The sequence below is a fragment of the Streptomyces sp. Qhu_M48 genome (genome assembly GCF_051305195.1).
Lineage (GTDB): Bacteria > Actinomycetota > Actinomycetes > Streptomycetales > Streptomycetaceae > Streptomyces.
Window position 1 is genome coordinate 6,621,656 of the sequence record NZ_CP195432.1, and the last position, 15,792, is coordinate 6,637,447.

Below are 15,792 nucleotides of genomic sequence, written 5' to 3' on the forward strand. Positions count from 1 at the left end.
GTCGTAGCCGCGTCCGCGTACGCGCAGGGGCCCGGCACCTGTTCAGGTGCCGGGCCCCTGCGCGTACGACGGGTGTCGGGGACGCCGGTCAGGCGCCGGTTCCGACGACGGCCTCGGCGGCCGCGCGGCCGCAGACCCGGGCCGCGCCGTGCGTGGCGATGTGCAGGGCCCCGCGCGGCTCCGCCTCGTTGAGGCCCATCTCGACCACGACGGTGTCGGGGCGGGCCTTGACCAGGGCGTCCAGGGCCTCGGTCATCCACGGGTGGCGGTGGGCGTCGCGTACGACCGCCACGACCCGCCGCTCACCGGCGGCGGCGAGGACGGCGTCCACCGAGGAGTCGGCGTAGGAGCCGGTCTCGGTGCCGGGGAGCAGGCGCTCCAGTTCGGCGGCGATGCCCCAGGGGGTCTCGTCACCGACCGCGAAGTTGGCGACGGGGGTGAAGGAGGCCACGTAGGGAGCGGTGGTCATCGGCGTGTGGGGGTGCTCCCCCCGGGTCACCTTGAGCGCCCGGCGGGCCGCCACGAGTCCGATGTCGGCGCCGGGCGCGGTCCCCTCCTGCACTGCCGCGCCCGACACCGATTCGGCCCCCCTGGCCCGGTGCGCCTGGGTCCAGGACGCCAGGGCGCGCACGCGCGCCGCGGCGTCGGCCAGCCGCTCTTCGGGCAGTTCACCGGTCCGCACCGCGTTCACCAGCGCGTCGCGCAGCTGCAGCACGGTGTCCTCGTCGCACAGCCCGCCGCCGACGCAGATGGCGTCGGCGCCCGCGGCGATCGCGAGGACCGATCCGCGCTCGATGCCGTACGTCGCCGCGACGGCCTGCATCTCCATGCCGTCGGTGACGATCAGCCCCTCGAAGCCCAGCTCCTGGCGGAGCAGACCGGTGAGGATCTGCGGGCTCAGGGTGGCCGGGTGGTGGGGGTCGAGCGCGGAGAGAAGGATATGCGCGCTCATGACGGCTTTGGTACCCGCGGCGACGGCCGCGCGGAAGGGCACCAGCTCACGGGCGTGCAGTGTGGCGAGGTCCACATCGATCCGGGGCAGGGCGTCGTGGGAGTCCACGTTCGTGTCGCCGTGTCCGGGGAAGTGCTTGGTGCAGGCCGCGACCCCGACGCCCTGGAGGCCGTCGACGTACGCCACGGTGTGGCGCGCGACCAGGTCCGGGTCCGGCCCGAAGGACCGGACGCCGATGACCGGGTTCTCGGCGTTGGAGTTGACGTCGGCGGAGGGCGCCCAGTTGAGGTCGACCCCGCAGCGTGCGAGCCGGCGGCCGAGCTCGCGGGCCACGGCCCGGGTGAGCTCGACGTCGTCGACGCTGCCCAGCGCGTAGTTGCCGGGGAAGGACGAACCCTGCTTGACCTCGAGGCGGGTGACGTCCCCGCCCTCCTCGTCGATGGCGACGAGGACGTCGTCCCGCTCGGCCCTCAGCTGCGCGGTGAGCGCGGTGAGCTGCTCGGGGCTGACGATGTTCCGGCCGAACAGGCCGACCGACGACAGGCCCTCGCCGATGCGGCGGAGCAGCCAGTCGGGCGCGGTGGTGCCGACGAAGCCGGGCTGGAGCACCGTGAGCGCGTCACGGGTCAGGGTGTCCGAGCCGAAAAGGAGTGTGGTCATGGGGAGCCCTTATCCCTTCACCGCGCCGGCGGTCATGCCGCCGACGGCCTTGCGCTGGAGGAAGAGGAAGACGATGAGCACGGGGAGAGCGAAGAGCGTGGAGGCGGCCATGGTGGCGCCCCAGTCGTTGCCGAACGCGGTCTGGAACTGCGTCAGCCAGAGGGTCAGCGTCTGCGCTTCCTTGTCCTTGTTGAGGACGAGGACCATAGCGAACTCGTTCCAGGCGGTGATGAAGCCGAAGAGCGAGGTCGACATCAGGCCGGGGGCGAGCAGCGGGAAGATCACCTTGCGGAATGCCTGGCCGCGGGTGCAGCCGTCGATCTGGGCGGCCTCCTCCAGCTCGACCGGGACGGCGGCGATGAAGCCGCGCAGGGTCCAGATGGTGAAGGGGAGGACCATCACGAAGTAGATCATCGTGAGCAGCGGGATGCTGTTCAGCATGTCGCCGTCGCGGGCGATCATGTACATCGCGATGACCATGACCTCCCAGGGGGCCATCTGAGCCATCATCACGATGAGGACGATGCCCTTGCGGCCCTTGAACTTCATCCGGGCGATCGCGAAGCTGGCGGCCAGGGCGACGACGAGGGCGAGGAGCACCGCGCCGACGGTGACGATGAGGCTGTTCGTGACGTACGTCCAGAAGAGGTCGACGCCGGTCGCCGTCGTGTAGTTCTCGAAGGTCGGGGTGAAGACGAAGACGGGGTCCTTGGTGAGGATCTCCCGCTGCGGCTTCAGCGAGGACGAGAACATCCAGTAGACGGGGAAGACGAAGATCGCGGCGAGGACGAGGGCCGTGACGTTCTTCGCCACCGTGCCCACCCGGAGCGGCTTGCGGGTCCGCAGCTTCTGGGGGGTCTGCGTGGTCTGCGTGGTGGTGCTCACTGCTCATCCTCCTGCTTCAGGATCAGGCGGAAGTAGAAGGACATGGCCACGATCAGCATGACGATCGTGAGGATCGAGATGGCCGCCGCGAGGCCGTAGTGCTGCTGGCCGAGGCCCTCGATGTAGGCGTAGACGGGGAGCGTCTCGGAGCCGCGGTCGGGGCCGCCGGCGTTCATCGCGTAGACCTGGGCGAACGCCTTGAAGATCCAGATGATCTCCAGGAACGTCGTGATCAGGAAGAAGGGCTTCAGGCTCGGGAACACCACGGACCAGAAGGTGCGCCAGCCGCTGGCGCCGTCCATCTTGGCGGCCTCGTACAGCTCGGTCCCGACGGTGGTGAGGGCCGCGTACATGTTGAGCGCGACGAAGGGGATCGAGCCCCAGACGAGGAGCACCATGATGATGACGAGGGCGTCGAAGCCGGTCTCGAACCAGTTGTGCTGCTCGTAGCCGGAGAAGCCGAGCGTGCGCATCACCCAGTTGGCGACGCCGTACTGCTCGTCGAAGAGCCACCGGAAGACGGTGATGGAGGCGATGATCGGCATGGCCCAGGCGAACATCAGCGCGAGGGAGAGCACGAGCCGCATCTTCTTGCCGAGGCGGTTGAGCAGCAGGCCGAGCAGGGTGCCGATCAGCATGATCAGCGCCACGTTGACCGCGGTGAAGACGAGGGAGCGGACGACGACGTTCCAGAAGTCGGGGTCGCTCAGCAGGCTGGTGTAGTTCTCGAAGCCGATCCAGGGCGTCTCGCGCCGGATCATCTCCCGCTTGTTGACCCCCTGGAAGGAGAGGACGACGTTGCGGAAGAGCGGGTAGAGCAGCAGCACCGCCATGGAGAGCAGGGCGGGCGTGATGAGCAGGTACGGCAGCAGCCCGCTGGGCAGGGAGCGTCTCCCACGCGAGGGCTGAAGGACTTCCTTCGGGCCGGAAGGGGGTGGCGGAGTCTGAGACTTCCCTGCCGCCCTCCCGGGCGCGTCCTGAGGAGCGGCGGCCGCCGTCCCCTGGGAGTCCACGGTCATGGTCTTATTCCTCGCGGTTCTGGGGCTCCCGCGCCCACCGGGGCGCGGCCCGGGGGAGCGGGCCGCTGATCACTGCGATGTCCCGGGGGCGTGGCCGGTAGGGTCCGGCCACGCCCCCGGGCTCGGTCTCACTACTGGTTGATGCGCTCGGTGATGACCTTGTCGGCCGCCTCGCCCGCCTTCTGCGGGTCCTCGCCCTTCAGGACCTTGGTCATGAAGTCCTTGATCGGGTTCGGGTCGGTCTCGACGTTGGCCCAGCCCTCGGTCACCGGCGTGATCTTGCCGGTGTCGGCGGCCTTGACCATGGCCTCGGCGAAGGAGCCGGCCTCCGGCTTGAACTGCGCGGCCGGGTCGTTCGGGATGATGCCGCCGAGGGTGGCCTTGCCGTACTCGGCCATCTGCGCCTTACCGGACGCGAGGGCCAGCCACTCCTTGGCGAGGTCCTTGTTCTTGGAGCGCTCGGAGATGGCGAGGTTCGAGCCGCCGAAGAAGACGGAGCCCGGCTTGTCGGCGGTCTTGCCCGGGATCGGGAAGTAGCCGAAGTCGGCCTTCTTGCCGGCCTTCTCGATCTCCGCGATCGCGCCGCCGGCCTCCCAGCCGAGACCGATCCAGGACGCGACGCCACCCTTGGGGACGACGTCGACGGACTGCTGCGGGGTCGCCTCGTCCTTGTCCTTGGGAGCGGTCGAGAAGGACTGCAGCTCCTTGTAGAAGTTCATGGCGGCCGCGGCCTGCGGGGTGCCGAGGGCGCCCTTCCACTTGTCGCCGTCCTTGACGGCGAGGTCGCCGCCCTCGTCCCAGACGAAGCCCGCGAGGACGTACCAGCTCTGGCCGGGCAGGTAGATCGGCTGGCTCTTCGGGTCCGAGGCCTTGAGCTTCTTCAGACCCTCGACCCACTCGGCGCGGGTCTTCGGCGGGGTCACGCCGGCCTTCTTGAAGGCGGCCTTGTCGTAGACGACGACACGGTTGGCGGCCCACCACGGGGCGGCGAACAGCTTGCCGTCCAGCTCGGCCGAGGGAAGGATGCCCTTGTTCCAGGAGTCGTAGCCGAGCTTGGCCTTGTCGGCCGTCAGGTCGGCGAGACCACCGGAGGCGGCGTAACCCGTGGTCTGGGTGTTGCCGAGTTCGATGACGTCCGGCGGGGTGTCCTCGGAGAGGGCGGTGGTGACCTTCTCCTGGATGCCGCCCCAGGCCTGCGTCTCGACCTTGACCTTGACGCCCGGGTGCTTGGCCTCGAACTCCTTGTTGACGCCGTCGATCCACGCCTGGGGCGCCGAACCGTCCATGACCCAGACGGTCAGGTTCTTGTTGCCCCCGGCCTCGGTCTTGCCGCCCTTGTCGCCGTCGCTGTCCGAACCACATGCAGCGATAGAGACCATCATGCCCGCGACGCCGATCGCCGCGATGAGCTTGCGCTTCACGCCACCCTCCTCAGGGATGCCTGCAACCCCTGCCCACCGCGCGAAGACATACGTCAGGTAGTGCTCGTGGGGCTGGGACCTGGTCTTTAATGGTTTAGACCAGTACCCGGAGCTTGGCCTAGACCTTTAGGGGTGTCAAGGGTGTATAAGAAGGGCAGTCGCGTCCGTTATCGGACCGACACCTGAGGGAGGGCGACGACCCGTGACCGGTCCGTGCCACCATGTGAGCCGCGACAGACGGAGGAGCCGGTGACGGCAGCAGCACAGGAGTCGGGAAGGCAGGCCATGGCCACGGACGCGGGCAGCGCGGAGACGGAAGGTGGGGCACCCACCCGTACCGCGCGCGTGCCCAAGTACTACCGACTGAAGCGGCATTTGCTCGACATGACGGAGACCCTGCCGCCCGGCACACCGGTCCCGCCCGAGCGCACACTCGCCGCCGAGTTCGACACCTCGCGCACCACCGTGCGCCAGGCCCTCCAGGAGCTGGTCGTCGAGGGCCGCCTGGAGCGCATCCAGGGCAAGGGCACCTTCGTGGCCAAGCCCAAGGTCTCGCAGGCCCTGCAACTCACCTCCTACACGGAGGACATGCGCGCCCAGGGCCTCGAACCCGCCTCACAGCTCCTCGACATCGGGTACGTCACCGCCGACGACACCCTCGCCGGCCTGCTCGACATCTCGGCCGGCGGACGGGTGCTCCGCATCGAGCGGCTGCGGCTCGCGAGCGGCGAGCCGATGGCGATCGAGACGACCCACCTGTCGGCGAAGCGCTTCCCCGCGCTGCGCCGCTCCCTCGTGAAGTACACCTCGTTGTACACCGCCCTCGCCGAGGTGTACGACGTGCACCTCGCCGAGGCCGAGGAGACCATCGAGACCTCCCTCGCCACCCCGCGCGAGGCCGGACTGCTCGGCACGGACGTGGGCCTGCCGATGCTGATGCTCTCCCGGCACTCGCTGGACGCCCAGGGCGAGCCGGTCGAGTGGGTACGGTCGGTCTACCGCGGCGACCGGTACAAGTTCGTGGCGCGCCTCAAGCGCCCCAACGGCTGAGCGGTCGGGTCCGCACACCGGAACCACTGAAAGAGGGGGACGCCGCGGCAGCGGCGTCCCCCTCTTTCCGCTGCGCTCTCCCCTCCTCTTCCGCTTCGGCCGCGCCCCGCCGCCGTTCCCCTCTTCCGGCCGGGCCCCGTCGCCGCTCCCCTGTTTGCACGTTTCCCGGCCCGCTCTTCGCCGGTTCGCCGACCGCGCGCCTCGGCACCTTGTGCACGGCAGCAACGTGACACCACCCGTGAACCCGCTGGTGAGCGCCGTCTCCGACGGTGCCCCGCGGGGTGGCGCCAAACGACCGGGCGGTTGCTGCCAGTGGTGAACCGCTGACACCTCGCTCTCGTTCGAGCATTCTTGAACGTGTCGAAAGGGCCCCACCCAAGGGCAATCGACACAAACCACCGAATCCCGAACCCGTCAGAGGTGTCTCCGCCATGCGCTCCTCCGCCCGCCGTCTCGTCCTCGCCGCCGCCCCGCTCGCCGTCCTCGGCGCGATCCTCGTCACCGCCGGACCCTCCGCCGGTGCCACGACCGGACCGGGTACGGCGCCGGCGCGGGTCCTCGCCGCCGACCCGGTCACCGGCCCCGAGGCCGACCCGGGCGCCGGACCGACCGCCGCGCCCACGGTGGTGCCCACGCCGTCCGCCGCCTCCTCCGACGGCTTCTCGTGGGGCTGACCGCCGCCCCCCGCGTCCCACGAGCCCGCCCCTCTCTTCCGCAGGACCCGCCATCTTCCTCATCGGCATCTCGATGTCCGCGTCCGCCGCGGCGGACACCGAGCGCCCCACCCCCAGCGGCGTACTGGCCGCCCTGTACCGGGCCGTCGAGCCGACGGACCCCGTCGAGACCGCTCGTGCGCTGGTCGCGGACCACTCCGTCCGGATCGCGCTCTGCCTCGACTGCCCCGACGAACTCGAGGCCGTCGGACGCGCGCTCGGCATCTGCCTGCGCATGCTGGGGCGCTCTCCCGAGCTCGGCGGCTACGGCATCGCCGACTGCAGACTCCTGTGAACCCTCCCGAACGGGGAATTCAGCCGTGTTCGTCCATATCCTGGGCCCCCTCCGCGCCACCGTCGACGACCGCCCGGTGCCCCTGGGCGGCAGACGGACCCAGACCGTCCTGGCCGCCCTCGCTCTGGAGGTCGACTGGGCCGTCTCCGTCGAAGGCCTCGTCGAAGCCGTCTGGGGCCCCCACCCCCCAGCCAGCGCCCGCACCCAGATCCGTATCTGTGTCTCCACGCTGCGCCGCGCCTTCTCCGGCGCCGGCGCCCCGGAGCTGATCGAGACCCACTCGTACGGCTACCGGCTGCGCCTCGGCCGCCATGACCTGGACTCCACCGTGTTCGAGAGCGGGGTGGAGCGCGCCCGCGCCCTCGCCGAGGGCGGTCGCAGGGCCGAGGCCGTACTGGAGCTGCGCAACGCCCTCGCCCTGTGGAACGGCCCCGCGCTCGCCGGACAGACGAGCCGGGCCCTGGATCCCGGGATCCGGCGCCTGGAGGAGTTGCGGATCCGGGCGACCGAGGAGCGGCTCGGCCTCGAACTCGCCCTCGGCCGGCACGGGGACGTCATCGGCGAGCTGATGGCCCTGACGGCCATGTACCCCTTCCGCGAGCAGTTGCACGCCCAGCTGATGCTGGCCCTGCACCGCGCCGGCCGGACGGCCGAGGCGCTGGCCGCGTACCGGCGCGTGCGGCTGACCCTGGTCGAGGAGCTGGGGATCGAGCCCGGTCCGGGACTCAGCGGCATGGAGCGGTCCATCCTGCTCGGTGAGTGCGTCTCCGCCTGAACGGCCGTGGCGCCCCTCGCTCACACGGTGATCCGAATTTCCTGGAGCCGGTGCTCGGAGACCCCGTCGGTCGGCAGGAACTCGTAGCGGTGCACGCGGCTGAGGTTCCTGGTGAAGGCCCAGTCCATCCGGAAGAACGGCAGGTTCTGGTTGAAGACGTTGTCGCCGAACTCCCCCAGGGCCGCGAACTTCCAGCTCAGCGGCAGGAAGTCGGGGTTGGCCGGGGTGGCGTCCTCGGCCACCTCGCGCACCCCGTCGAGGGAGCGCATGGAGTCGGTGGCGTTGAAGTCGCCGGCGATGAGCACGGGGTTCTGGTTGGCCGCCACGTCCTGCTCCAGGCCGCGGAACTCCTCCTGCCGCCAGGCGTGCTTGCGCCGCAGGTACGGGTCGTGCTCGAAGTCCGAGAAGAGGTTGAGGTTGTCGAGCGCCAGCGGCACGGTGATGTGCACGTTGTACGTGCTCAGCACCCGGCCGCGCACATCGAGGTCGGTCCGGAGCACCTTCTCCCGCGCGAACTCCTGCCCGAAGTCGGGCTTCCCGCCGTCCGCGGTCCGGGGCCGGGGCCCCACGGTCGTCTGGGACAGGATCGGGAAGCGGGAGATCGTGAGCAGTTCGCTGCGACGGGCGATGTGGTAGCCGGGGAACTGGCGGCGCAGCTCGGCGTCGTCGTCGAGCCGCCAGTAGCCGTCCTCGCCCAGGCCGGGGGTCCAGCCCACGTGCTCCTGGAGGAGGTAGACGTCGGCGTCGCGGGCGTGGAGCAGGGCGAACAGCCGGTCGGTGCTGGTCGCCATCGCCCAGTACTGGGTGTTGAGCGAGACCACCCGGAGGGCCTCCGGCGGCACGGGGCCCGGATCGCGCCAGAGCGCGGGCCAGTTGAAGCCGGAGCCGGTGGTGAGGGCGAGCGCGAGGGCCAGTCCCGAGACGCCGGCGGCGAGCCGTCGGCGGCGTCCGCAGGCGGCGGCGCCGGCCACCAGGAGGACCAGCGGGATGCCGGTCAGGAAGAGGGGCGGGGCGACGTCCAGGATGAGGGACCAGTGCCACCGGCCGCTCACCAGCCACCGGACCGCGGCGAACAGCAGCCAGAGGGCGGCGAGGCCGAGGACGGTCCGGCCGTACCAGAGGCGGATGGCGCGGGCGACCCGACGGCCGCGGCCGGGCTCCTCCCCTGCCGGGGAGTGAGCGGCGCCGTCGGCTCCGGCCGCACTCGCGGTCCCGTCCGCTCCGGCCGCACTCGCGGTCCCGCCGGCTCCGGCCCCGCTCATGGCCCCGGCGGTCCCGGCAGTCCCCGCTGTCCCGGCCGCGCCCGCCGTCTCCTCCCCCCTCTCGGTCCCGGCCCCACTCGTCGGCGCCGTGCCCGGGGTCCGTGCCGTGGTCATGTGAGGCTCCCCTGCGGCTCGTACATCCGCCGGAAGCGGCCGCTCGCCGCGTACTGGGCGAGCCCGGCCGCGAGACCGGTCATGACGGCGGTGTTCACCAGCGCCTGGGCGCCGGTGAAGAAGACCCCGAAGAGGAGTCCCCGCTCCTTGAGCACGAAGCGGTACTGCCCCAGGTCCGCGAGGACCGACCCGGTGAGCGCGGCCAGCGAGACCGCGAACGCGGCCGGGTGGACCAGGCCGAACGGCAGCGCCGCGACGGCGAGGCCGCCGAGCCCCGAGGCGACGGCCCGGCCCCCGGTCTCCATGCCCTGCATGGCACGGCCCCGGTCGAAGTAGAACGGCACCCGGAGACGGCTGCGGACGAACGCCTTGCGCAGCAGGGGCCGCATCCGGTTCTCGTCGGAGAGCCGGCCCCTGATCCGGGAGGTGAGCAGCATGGGCCACCGGGCGGCCAGCCGCTCCGCGTGGTCGATCTCCTCGGTCTGCCGCAGCGCCGTGTTGAACCAGCCGGCCTCCATGAACGCGGACCTGCGGACCGCGCCCAGGGCGTAGAAGCCGCCGCTGACCAGGCCTTCGGCGCTCTTGCGCCAGTAGTGGTACTGGAGGATGCGGTACTGGCCGACCGCGCCCTCCTCGAACAGCGGCTCCTTGTCGGGTATCCCGAACACCGCGCCGTACGTGGGGTTCTCGTCGAAGAGCGCGACGGCCTGGGCGACCGCCTCGGGGTGCATGGTCAGGTCGGCGTCGAGGAAGAAGACGATCTCGCCCCGGGAGCGGCGGACGCCCTCGTTGCGGGAGGAGCCGGGTCCGCCGTTCTCCCGGACGCGGACCAGCTGGACGGGGTGGGTGGCGGCGATGTCCGCGCAGCCGTCGGTGCTGGCGTCGTCGACGACGATCACTTCGATGTGGGGGTAGGTCTGCTCGGCTATGGAACGCAGGCAGAGGTCGATGGTGGGCCGGTCGTTGTACATCGGGACGACGACCGACACGAGGGGTGCGGACATGGGATTCCTCGGTGGTGAAGGAGGTGAAAGGGGTGATGGGCGCGGAGGAGGGCGGTCAGGTGGCGAGGTGCGGTACGAGGAGCGCGCCCCAGACGGCGGAGTTGACGAGCATCACCCGGTCGCGCATCAGCGTCTTGACGGGCTCTCCCCCGCCGCCGTCCACGATCACGATCTGGAGATAGCGGAAGAGGGCGAAGAGCGCGCACACCACGGTGAGCAGGGCGTACTCCCCGAAGCCCGACTCGGTGCGCAGGTAGAGGAGATAGCCGAACAGGGTCAGGGCCGAGCACAGCACCAGGACCAGGTCGAGGAAGTGGGCGGAGTAGCCGACGAGCGCCGGCCGGTGCCCGGTGCCGGAGACGCTCAGCTCGTGCCGCCGCTTGCCGAGGATCAGGACCAGGCAGGACGTGAGCACGGTGAGCACCAGCCATATCTCGACCGGGCGGTGGGCGGCCTCGTACCCGCCGAGGAGGCGGAGCACGAAGCCGGTGGCGACGACGAAGACGTCGAGCAGCGGGAGGTGCTTGAGCTTCCAGCTGTACGCGCCGTTCACGGCGAGGTACATCAGGACGATCAGGGCGGACCCGGCCCCGAGGGCGAGCAGGGCGGGGACGAGCAGGGCGGCGAGCACGAGGGCCGTGGTGACGGCGGAGGTCATGCTCATCCGCCCCGAGGCCAGCGGCCGGTGGCGCTTGACCGGGTGCCGCTTGTCCCGCTCGACGTCGGCGATGTCGTTGAGGACGTAGACGAGGGACGAGGCGAGGATGAAGGCGCCGAGGGCCACGCCGACCCGGACCAGGGTCGTGGTGTCCAGGTGGCCGCCGAGCAGCGCGAGCGGCACGACGAGCAGGTTCTTGGGCCACTGGCCGGGTCTGAGCAGGGCGATCGGCGCGGGCAGCCGTCCCCGCCGTACCGGCGCCGGGGCAGGGGGGTGCCCCGTGAGCTGGGTCTGGGTCTGGGTCATGGCACGGCCTCTCAGAAGAAGATCTTCGCGGTGGACAGCAGGCCCTGGCTCCACGGGTCACGGCTCGTACGGCCGTTGGCACCCGCCTTCGGGGCGGTGTGACGGGCCGTGCGCCACCATTCGTAGGTGCGCAGGACGGCGTCGGCGTTCGACAGGCGCGGGGTGAAGCCGAGCTTGGCCTTGGCCTTGTCGATGCTCACGTAGGAGTCGTCCATCAGCTTGTGCAGCAGGCGGCCGTAGACCGGCGAGAGCTTGGCCCGCTGGAGGACGTTGAGCAGGCCCAGGGCGGGGCGGGCGGGCAGTCCGATGACCCGCTTGCCGTGGCCGGCGGCGTCGAGGACCGCCTGGAAGTCCTCGCGGATGGTGCCGAACTCGGCCGCCGCGAGGTTGTAGGTGTCGTTGGCGACGTCCTCGGGCGCGGTGAGGACGGTGACGACGGCGTCGACGAGGTCGTCGACGGCGAACATCTGGATCTTGACGTTCCCCTTGCCGAGGACGGGGAAGTTCCGTCCTTCCTCGGCCCATTCGAAGAGCATCGAGAACAGGCCCATGCGGCCGGGTCCGACGAAGGTCTTGGGCCGGAGGATGGGGACGCACATGCCCTCGGCCCGGTACTTCTCGGCGATCTCCTCGGCCGAGGCCTTCGCGCGGCTGTAGGTGTCCACCGGCTCGCGGGGGTACTCCTCGGGCGTGGGCACGATCGTCGGCAGGCCGTAGACGGCGGTCGAGGAGATGTGCACGACGCGGGGGGTGCCGGCGGCCTTGGCCGCCGCGAAGACGTTGCGGGTGCCGCCGATGATGATGGAGCGGATCTGCTCGTCGGGGTAGCTGGGCAGGGCGGCCGCCGCGTGGACGAGGACGTCGGCGCCTTCGAGGGCCTGGTCCATGAGTTCGCGGTCGCGGATGTCTCCGGTCAGCACGACCCCGGGGCCGGGCCTGAGGTCGACGCCGCGTACTTCGTGGCCCTCGGAGAGGAGCCGTTCGGCCAGGCGGGAACCGAGCATGCCGGCCGCGCCGGTGATCGTGATCACCACTGGGAGCTCACCTTCTGCTTGATGAAACGGGCCACGAGACCGGTCAGACCGCGGCCGAGGACGTCGTCGAGGGCGTCGATCACGCGCTCGGCCTCCTCGGGTTCGGTGACCAGGGAGGGGCCGATGATCAGGGGGTTGGCGCCGTTGAGCGTGTAGTACGTGAAGATGCCGTGGTCCTGGTAGAGCGCGTTGATCACGGCGCAGGTCACGAGCTTGGTCTTGAAGCGCGGGTCGCGGGCCATGCCGCCGGGCGCGAGCTTGGCGACCAGGTCGAGGATGCGGGGGCCGCCCTCGATGAAGACGCCCCACAGGGCGCCGGCGCCCGCCACGCGGCCGATCTCGTCGGGGTACTGCTTGGCGAGCCGTTCGAGGCCGGGTTCGAGTACGGCTCCGAGGGCGCGGGCGCGGGCCGGGTAGTCGTCCTCCACCACGATGTTGACGGCTTCGAGGGCGGTGGCGCACTCCTCGCCGAAGCCGTAGTAGGTGGTGGAGGTGGAGTTGATCAGCGAGTCGCCGAGGTTGTCGTACGCCTTGCGGAAGATCGGCTCGCGGGCGACGAAGGCGGAGATGGACGACTTGCCGCCGCCGAAGGACTTGGACGTGGTGAGCACGTCGGGGATCAGGCCCGGGTAGCGCATGAAGTGGAAGAGGCTGCCGGTCTTGCCCCAGCCGGTGTAGATCTCGTCGAAGATCAGCACGATCTTCTCGCGGTCGCAGATCTCGCGCAGTCCGCGCAGGAACTCCTCCGAGCACTCCTGGATGGTGGAGGCGCTGAAGGGCTCGATGAGGAGGGCGTAGACGTCGCCCCGGTGGGCGGCGACGACCCTGCGGACGGAGTCGAGGTCCCCGTAACGGAAGGTGTCCACGCCGGGGATGGTGGGGAAGCCGAACTGGGCCTGGCCGGTCAGCCCGCCCGAGCCGAGGAGCTTGCCGTGGAAGGCGCAGTCCGCGCGCAGCACCGTGTTCCGCTTGCCGTTGTGGAACTTGTACGCGAGCTTCACCGCGCCCTCGACGGCCTCGGCGCCCGAGTTCGGCAGGAACGCCATGTTCAGGTCGCCGGGCAGGACCTCGGCCAGGTTGTGGCCGAGGGCGGCGAGGTAGGGCGAGAAGTAGGTCTTGTGGACCTCCATCCGCTTGTCACGGGCGAAGCGCTCGCGGGCGGCGAGGATGCGGGGGTGGTTGTGGCCGTGGTTGAGGACGCCGACGCCTCCGGTCAGGTCGAGGATCCGCCTGCCGTCCTCAAGGGTGAGGTAGGCGCCCTCGGCGCTGCGGACGAGCTCGCGGCCGAAGCCGAACGAGGTCATGAGGGAGACCTGGCTCTTGTTCACGTAGCGGCGGTAGAGGTCGTGGACCTCGTCGACCTGGAACTTCTCGGCGTCGTCAAGGGTGTACACGGGCTTGGTCTCCCATCGGGGCGGTGGTGTGGGTGATCGGGGCGACGAGGAGGGCGGGGAAGGAGAGGGGGTCGGGGGCGGGGGCCGGGGCGCGGCGGGCGGCCGTGGTGCTCGTGGGGGCGGCCTCGTGCGTGGGGGCGGTCGGGGCGGGCGGGGCCGTGGGGGCGGCCGAGGCGGGCGGGGACGATTTCGTGCCGGCGGCCGTACGGGGCTCCCGGGCCGATCTGGCCCGCGACCAGGCGAGGACGACCGCCGAACTGGCGAGCTCGGCGACGACGCACACCAGGCGGCTCGCGATCGCCGCGGCGGCGGCCAGGCCACCGGGCAGGACGGTGGAGAGGGCGGCGGTGAGGGTCAGCTCGCGCACGCCCCAGCCGTCGGGGACGATCAGCGCCAGGCTGCTGATCACGGTGGCCAGGGCGAAGCCGCCGACCGCCGCGCCGAACCCGGCCAGAGGAGGTGCTCCGACGGCCAGGAGCAGGAACCACAGGTGGAGTCCGGAGGCCGTCCAGGAGGCGACGGCGAGCAGGACCGCCCTGCGGACCGCGTGGTCCGGCGGGGGCACGACCGGCCGCTTCACCAGCCGTGCGAGGGCCGTGACGGGCCGGGTGATCAGCGCGGGCCGCACGACGCCGGCGAGGAAGAGGAGCGCGGGCGGGCACAGCCACACCCAGTACCCCGGGAGCGCGGCGGGGGCCGCGACCAGGCCGACGGCGGCGCCGGTGAGCAGGGTCAGGGCCAGGCTCAGCACATAGGCGGAGGTCATCTGGGCGCCGGGGACACCGGCCTCCCGGCCGTGCGCCACATGGGTGATGACCCCCCAGACCCGGCCGGGCACGTACTTGCTGAGCTGGCCGAGGAAGTAGATCTTCGCCGCGCGCAGGCCCCGGATGGGGTGGTCGCCGGGGATGAGAACCCGCCAGGCGTGCACGGCGAGGACCAGGCCGGCGACGTTGGCGACCACCGAGGCGGCGATCAGGGGGACGGCGTCGGCGCGGGCGAACGCCTCCACCACCTTGGGTCCCTCGCCCCGCAGGAGGAAGTAGACCCCGATCAGGGCGGCCGCCACGACGACCGGGGTGAGAAGTCTGCGCAGCCACACCGTCATCGCGCCGCCGCCCGTTCGGGGGTCCGCCGGTCACCGGCGGAGGGCCGGGCCGAGGTGAGCGCGCCGAGGGCCCCCCGCGCGGCACCGGCGAGCAGTGCGGCGTGGTTGGCGAGGTGCACGCCGGTGAAGAAGGGGACGAAGGAGGCACCCCTGCGCCGGGCCGCGAAGCCGAGCAGACCGAGGTTGGCCAGGCAGAAGGCGAGCAGTCCGGCCGCGGGCAGGGCCGCGAGGAGCGGCACGACCGGCGACGGCGCGGACAGGAGGAGCGCGAGGAACGGCAGCGGCACGGAGCCGAGGCAGAGGGCGGCGGCGAGGACGGACGCGGGGGTGTTGGCCGTCAGGTTGCTCCGTCCGCCGGCGCGGGCGGAGAGGAGGGCGGGCACGAGCAGCAGGGCCCGGCGGTAGGTCTCCGACAGGAGCGGGCCGAGCCGGTGCTCCTCGTCATGGCGCGCCATCACCCGTTCGGTGAGGATGATCCGGTAGTGCGGGGCCAGTCGGTCGCTGAACTCCAGGTCCTCGGAGTCGCGCAGCCGCTCGTCGAAGCCGCCGAGCCGGTCGAAGACCTCCCGCGGCACCGCCGCCTGGGCGAAGAACGCGGTCTCCACGACCCCGGCGCCCCGGGCGCGCCACCAGTAGGCGTGCAGCGTCTTGTACCACTCGACGGGCCCGTCGTCGAAGAGCGGTTCGGGCGCGATGACACCGTGCACACAGCCGCAGGAGGGGTCGTCGCGCAGGATCTCCAGCGCGTTGGCCACCGAGTCCGGGGTGAGCGCCTCGTCGGAGTCGAGGAAGAACAGGACGTCGCCGGTGGCTGCGGCGATTCCCGCGTTCCGGGCGGCGGAGACACCGCGGTTGCCCTCGCCGCCGATCAGGACGACCGGGTGGGTCCGGGCGATCTCGGCGGTCCGGTCGGTGCTGCCGTCGTCGACGACGATGACCTCGTGGACGGGGTGGGTCTGCGCGAGGACGGATCTGAGGCAGGCGTCGAGGGTGCGTGCGGAGTTGTAGGCCGGTATGACGACCGACACGGTTTGCGTCATGGGAAGAGCACACTGGGTCCGCGTATTGACCGGATATCGATCGCGTATCGCGGCTTCTCGCAGTCCGAGACGGTCAACGTTGCTGAAACAAAAGGGAGTTGG

At 71.1% G+C, this 15,792-nt stretch carries 15 protein-coding genes; 4 read left to right on the plus strand and 11 right to left on the minus strand.

Going from position 1 to position 15,792, the window contains the following annotated elements:
* Positions 1-88 precede the first annotated feature (88 nt).
* The 4 genes from ACRRSS_RS29560 to ACRRSS_RS29575 all read right to left on the minus strand — a co-directional run bounded on the left by ACRRSS_RS29560 (position 89) and on the right by ACRRSS_RS29575 (position 4,937).
* Positions 89-1,612, minus strand: a complete 1,524-nt coding sequence (locus tag ACRRSS_RS29560) for a glycoside hydrolase family 3 protein (protein WP_435974104.1) — start codon at positions 1,610-1,612, stop codon at positions 89-91.
* Between the two features lie 9 nt (positions 1,613-1,621).
* Positions 1,622-2,458 (minus strand): carbohydrate ABC transporter permease, encoded by an 837-nt coding sequence (locus ACRRSS_RS29565; RefSeq protein ID WP_351895910.1) that lies wholly within the window; start codon positions 2,456-2,458, stop codon positions 1,622-1,624.
* A gap of 35 nt (positions 2,459-2,493) precedes the next feature.
* Positions 2,494-3,516, minus strand: a complete 1,023-nt coding sequence (locus tag ACRRSS_RS29570) for a carbohydrate ABC transporter permease (protein ID WP_435974105.1) — start codon at positions 3,514-3,516, stop codon at positions 2,494-2,496.
* A gap of 131 nt (positions 3,517-3,647) precedes the next feature.
* Positions 3,648-4,937, minus strand: coding sequence for an extracellular solute-binding protein (locus ACRRSS_RS29575; protein ID WP_435974106.1), 1,290 nt, complete (start codon positions 4,935-4,937; stop codon positions 3,648-3,650).
* 285 nt (positions 4,938-5,222) lie between these two features.
* On the opposite strand from ACRRSS_RS29575, the gene ACRRSS_RS29580 reads away from it, so the two are divergent.
* From ACRRSS_RS29580 to ACRRSS_RS29595, 4 genes are all read left to right on the plus strand, one after another.
* Positions 5,223-5,987 carry a GntR family transcriptional regulator gene (locus ACRRSS_RS29580; protein WP_435975454.1) on the plus strand — a complete coding sequence of 255 codons (765 nt, stop codon included), beginning with the start codon at positions 5,223-5,225 and terminating at the stop codon, positions 5,985-5,987.
* A gap of 431 nt (positions 5,988-6,418) precedes the next feature.
* Positions 6,419-6,661 (plus strand): hypothetical protein, encoded by a 243-nt coding sequence (locus ACRRSS_RS29585; protein WP_435974107.1) that lies wholly within the window; start codon positions 6,419-6,421, stop codon positions 6,659-6,661.
* 73 nt (positions 6,662-6,734) lie between these two features.
* Complete coding sequence (locus tag ACRRSS_RS29590) at positions 6,735-6,995, plus strand: hypothetical protein (RefSeq protein WP_435974108.1); 261 nt, start codon at positions 6,735-6,737, stop codon at positions 6,993-6,995.
* A gap of 25 nt (positions 6,996-7,020) precedes the next feature.
* Entirely contained in the window at positions 7,021-7,770 is a 750-nt protein-coding gene (locus tag ACRRSS_RS29595; protein WP_435974109.1) for an AfsR/SARP family transcriptional regulator, read from the plus strand.
* A gap of 20 nt (positions 7,771-7,790) precedes the next feature.
* Here ACRRSS_RS29595 and ACRRSS_RS29600 read toward each other — a convergent pair whose 3' ends face one another.
* The 7 genes from ACRRSS_RS29600 to ACRRSS_RS29630 are packed head-to-tail and all read right to left on the minus strand — an operon-like array spanning position 7,791 to position 15,690.
* Positions 7,791-9,146, minus strand: a complete 1,356-nt coding sequence (locus ACRRSS_RS29600) for an endonuclease/exonuclease/phosphatase family protein (protein WP_435974110.1) — start codon at positions 9,144-9,146, stop codon at positions 7,791-7,793.
* Positions 9,143-10,150 carry a glycosyltransferase family 2 protein gene (locus ACRRSS_RS29605; protein WP_435974111.1) on the minus strand — a complete coding sequence of 336 codons (1,008 nt, stop codon included), beginning with the start codon at positions 10,148-10,150 and terminating at the stop codon, positions 9,143-9,145. The genes ACRRSS_RS29600 and ACRRSS_RS29605 overlap by 4 nt, the downstream gene beginning before the upstream one ends.
* 55 nt (positions 10,151-10,205) lie before the next feature.
* Entirely contained in the window at positions 10,206-11,114 is a 909-nt protein-coding gene (locus tag ACRRSS_RS29610; protein ID WP_435974112.1) for a UbiA prenyltransferase family protein, read from the minus strand.
* Positions 11,115-11,125: 11 nt separating this feature from the next.
* Positions 11,126-12,148, minus strand: coding sequence for an NAD-dependent epimerase/dehydratase family protein (locus ACRRSS_RS29615; RefSeq protein ID WP_435974113.1), 1,023 nt, complete (start codon positions 12,146-12,148; stop codon positions 11,126-11,128).
* On the minus strand, positions 12,142-13,542 hold the full coding sequence (locus ACRRSS_RS29620) for an aspartate aminotransferase family protein (RefSeq protein WP_435974114.1): 1,401 nt from the start codon (positions 13,540-13,542) through the stop codon (positions 12,142-12,144). The genes ACRRSS_RS29615 and ACRRSS_RS29620 overlap by 7 nt, the downstream gene beginning before the upstream one ends.
* A complete protein-coding gene (locus tag ACRRSS_RS29625) occupies positions 13,529-14,650 on the minus strand; it encodes a lysylphosphatidylglycerol synthase domain-containing protein (protein ID WP_435974115.1) in 1,122 nt (373 codons plus the stop codon). Before ACRRSS_RS29625 ends, ACRRSS_RS29620 begins: the two co-directional genes overlap by 14 nt.
* The gene (locus tag ACRRSS_RS29630) at positions 14,647-15,690 is read right to left on the minus strand and encodes a glycosyltransferase family 2 protein (protein ID WP_435974116.1); all 1,044 of its coding nucleotides are present in this window, start codon (positions 15,688-15,690) and stop codon (positions 14,647-14,649) included. Before ACRRSS_RS29630 ends, ACRRSS_RS29625 begins: the two co-directional genes overlap by 4 nt.
* Between the last annotated feature and the right edge of the window lie 102 nt (positions 15,691-15,792).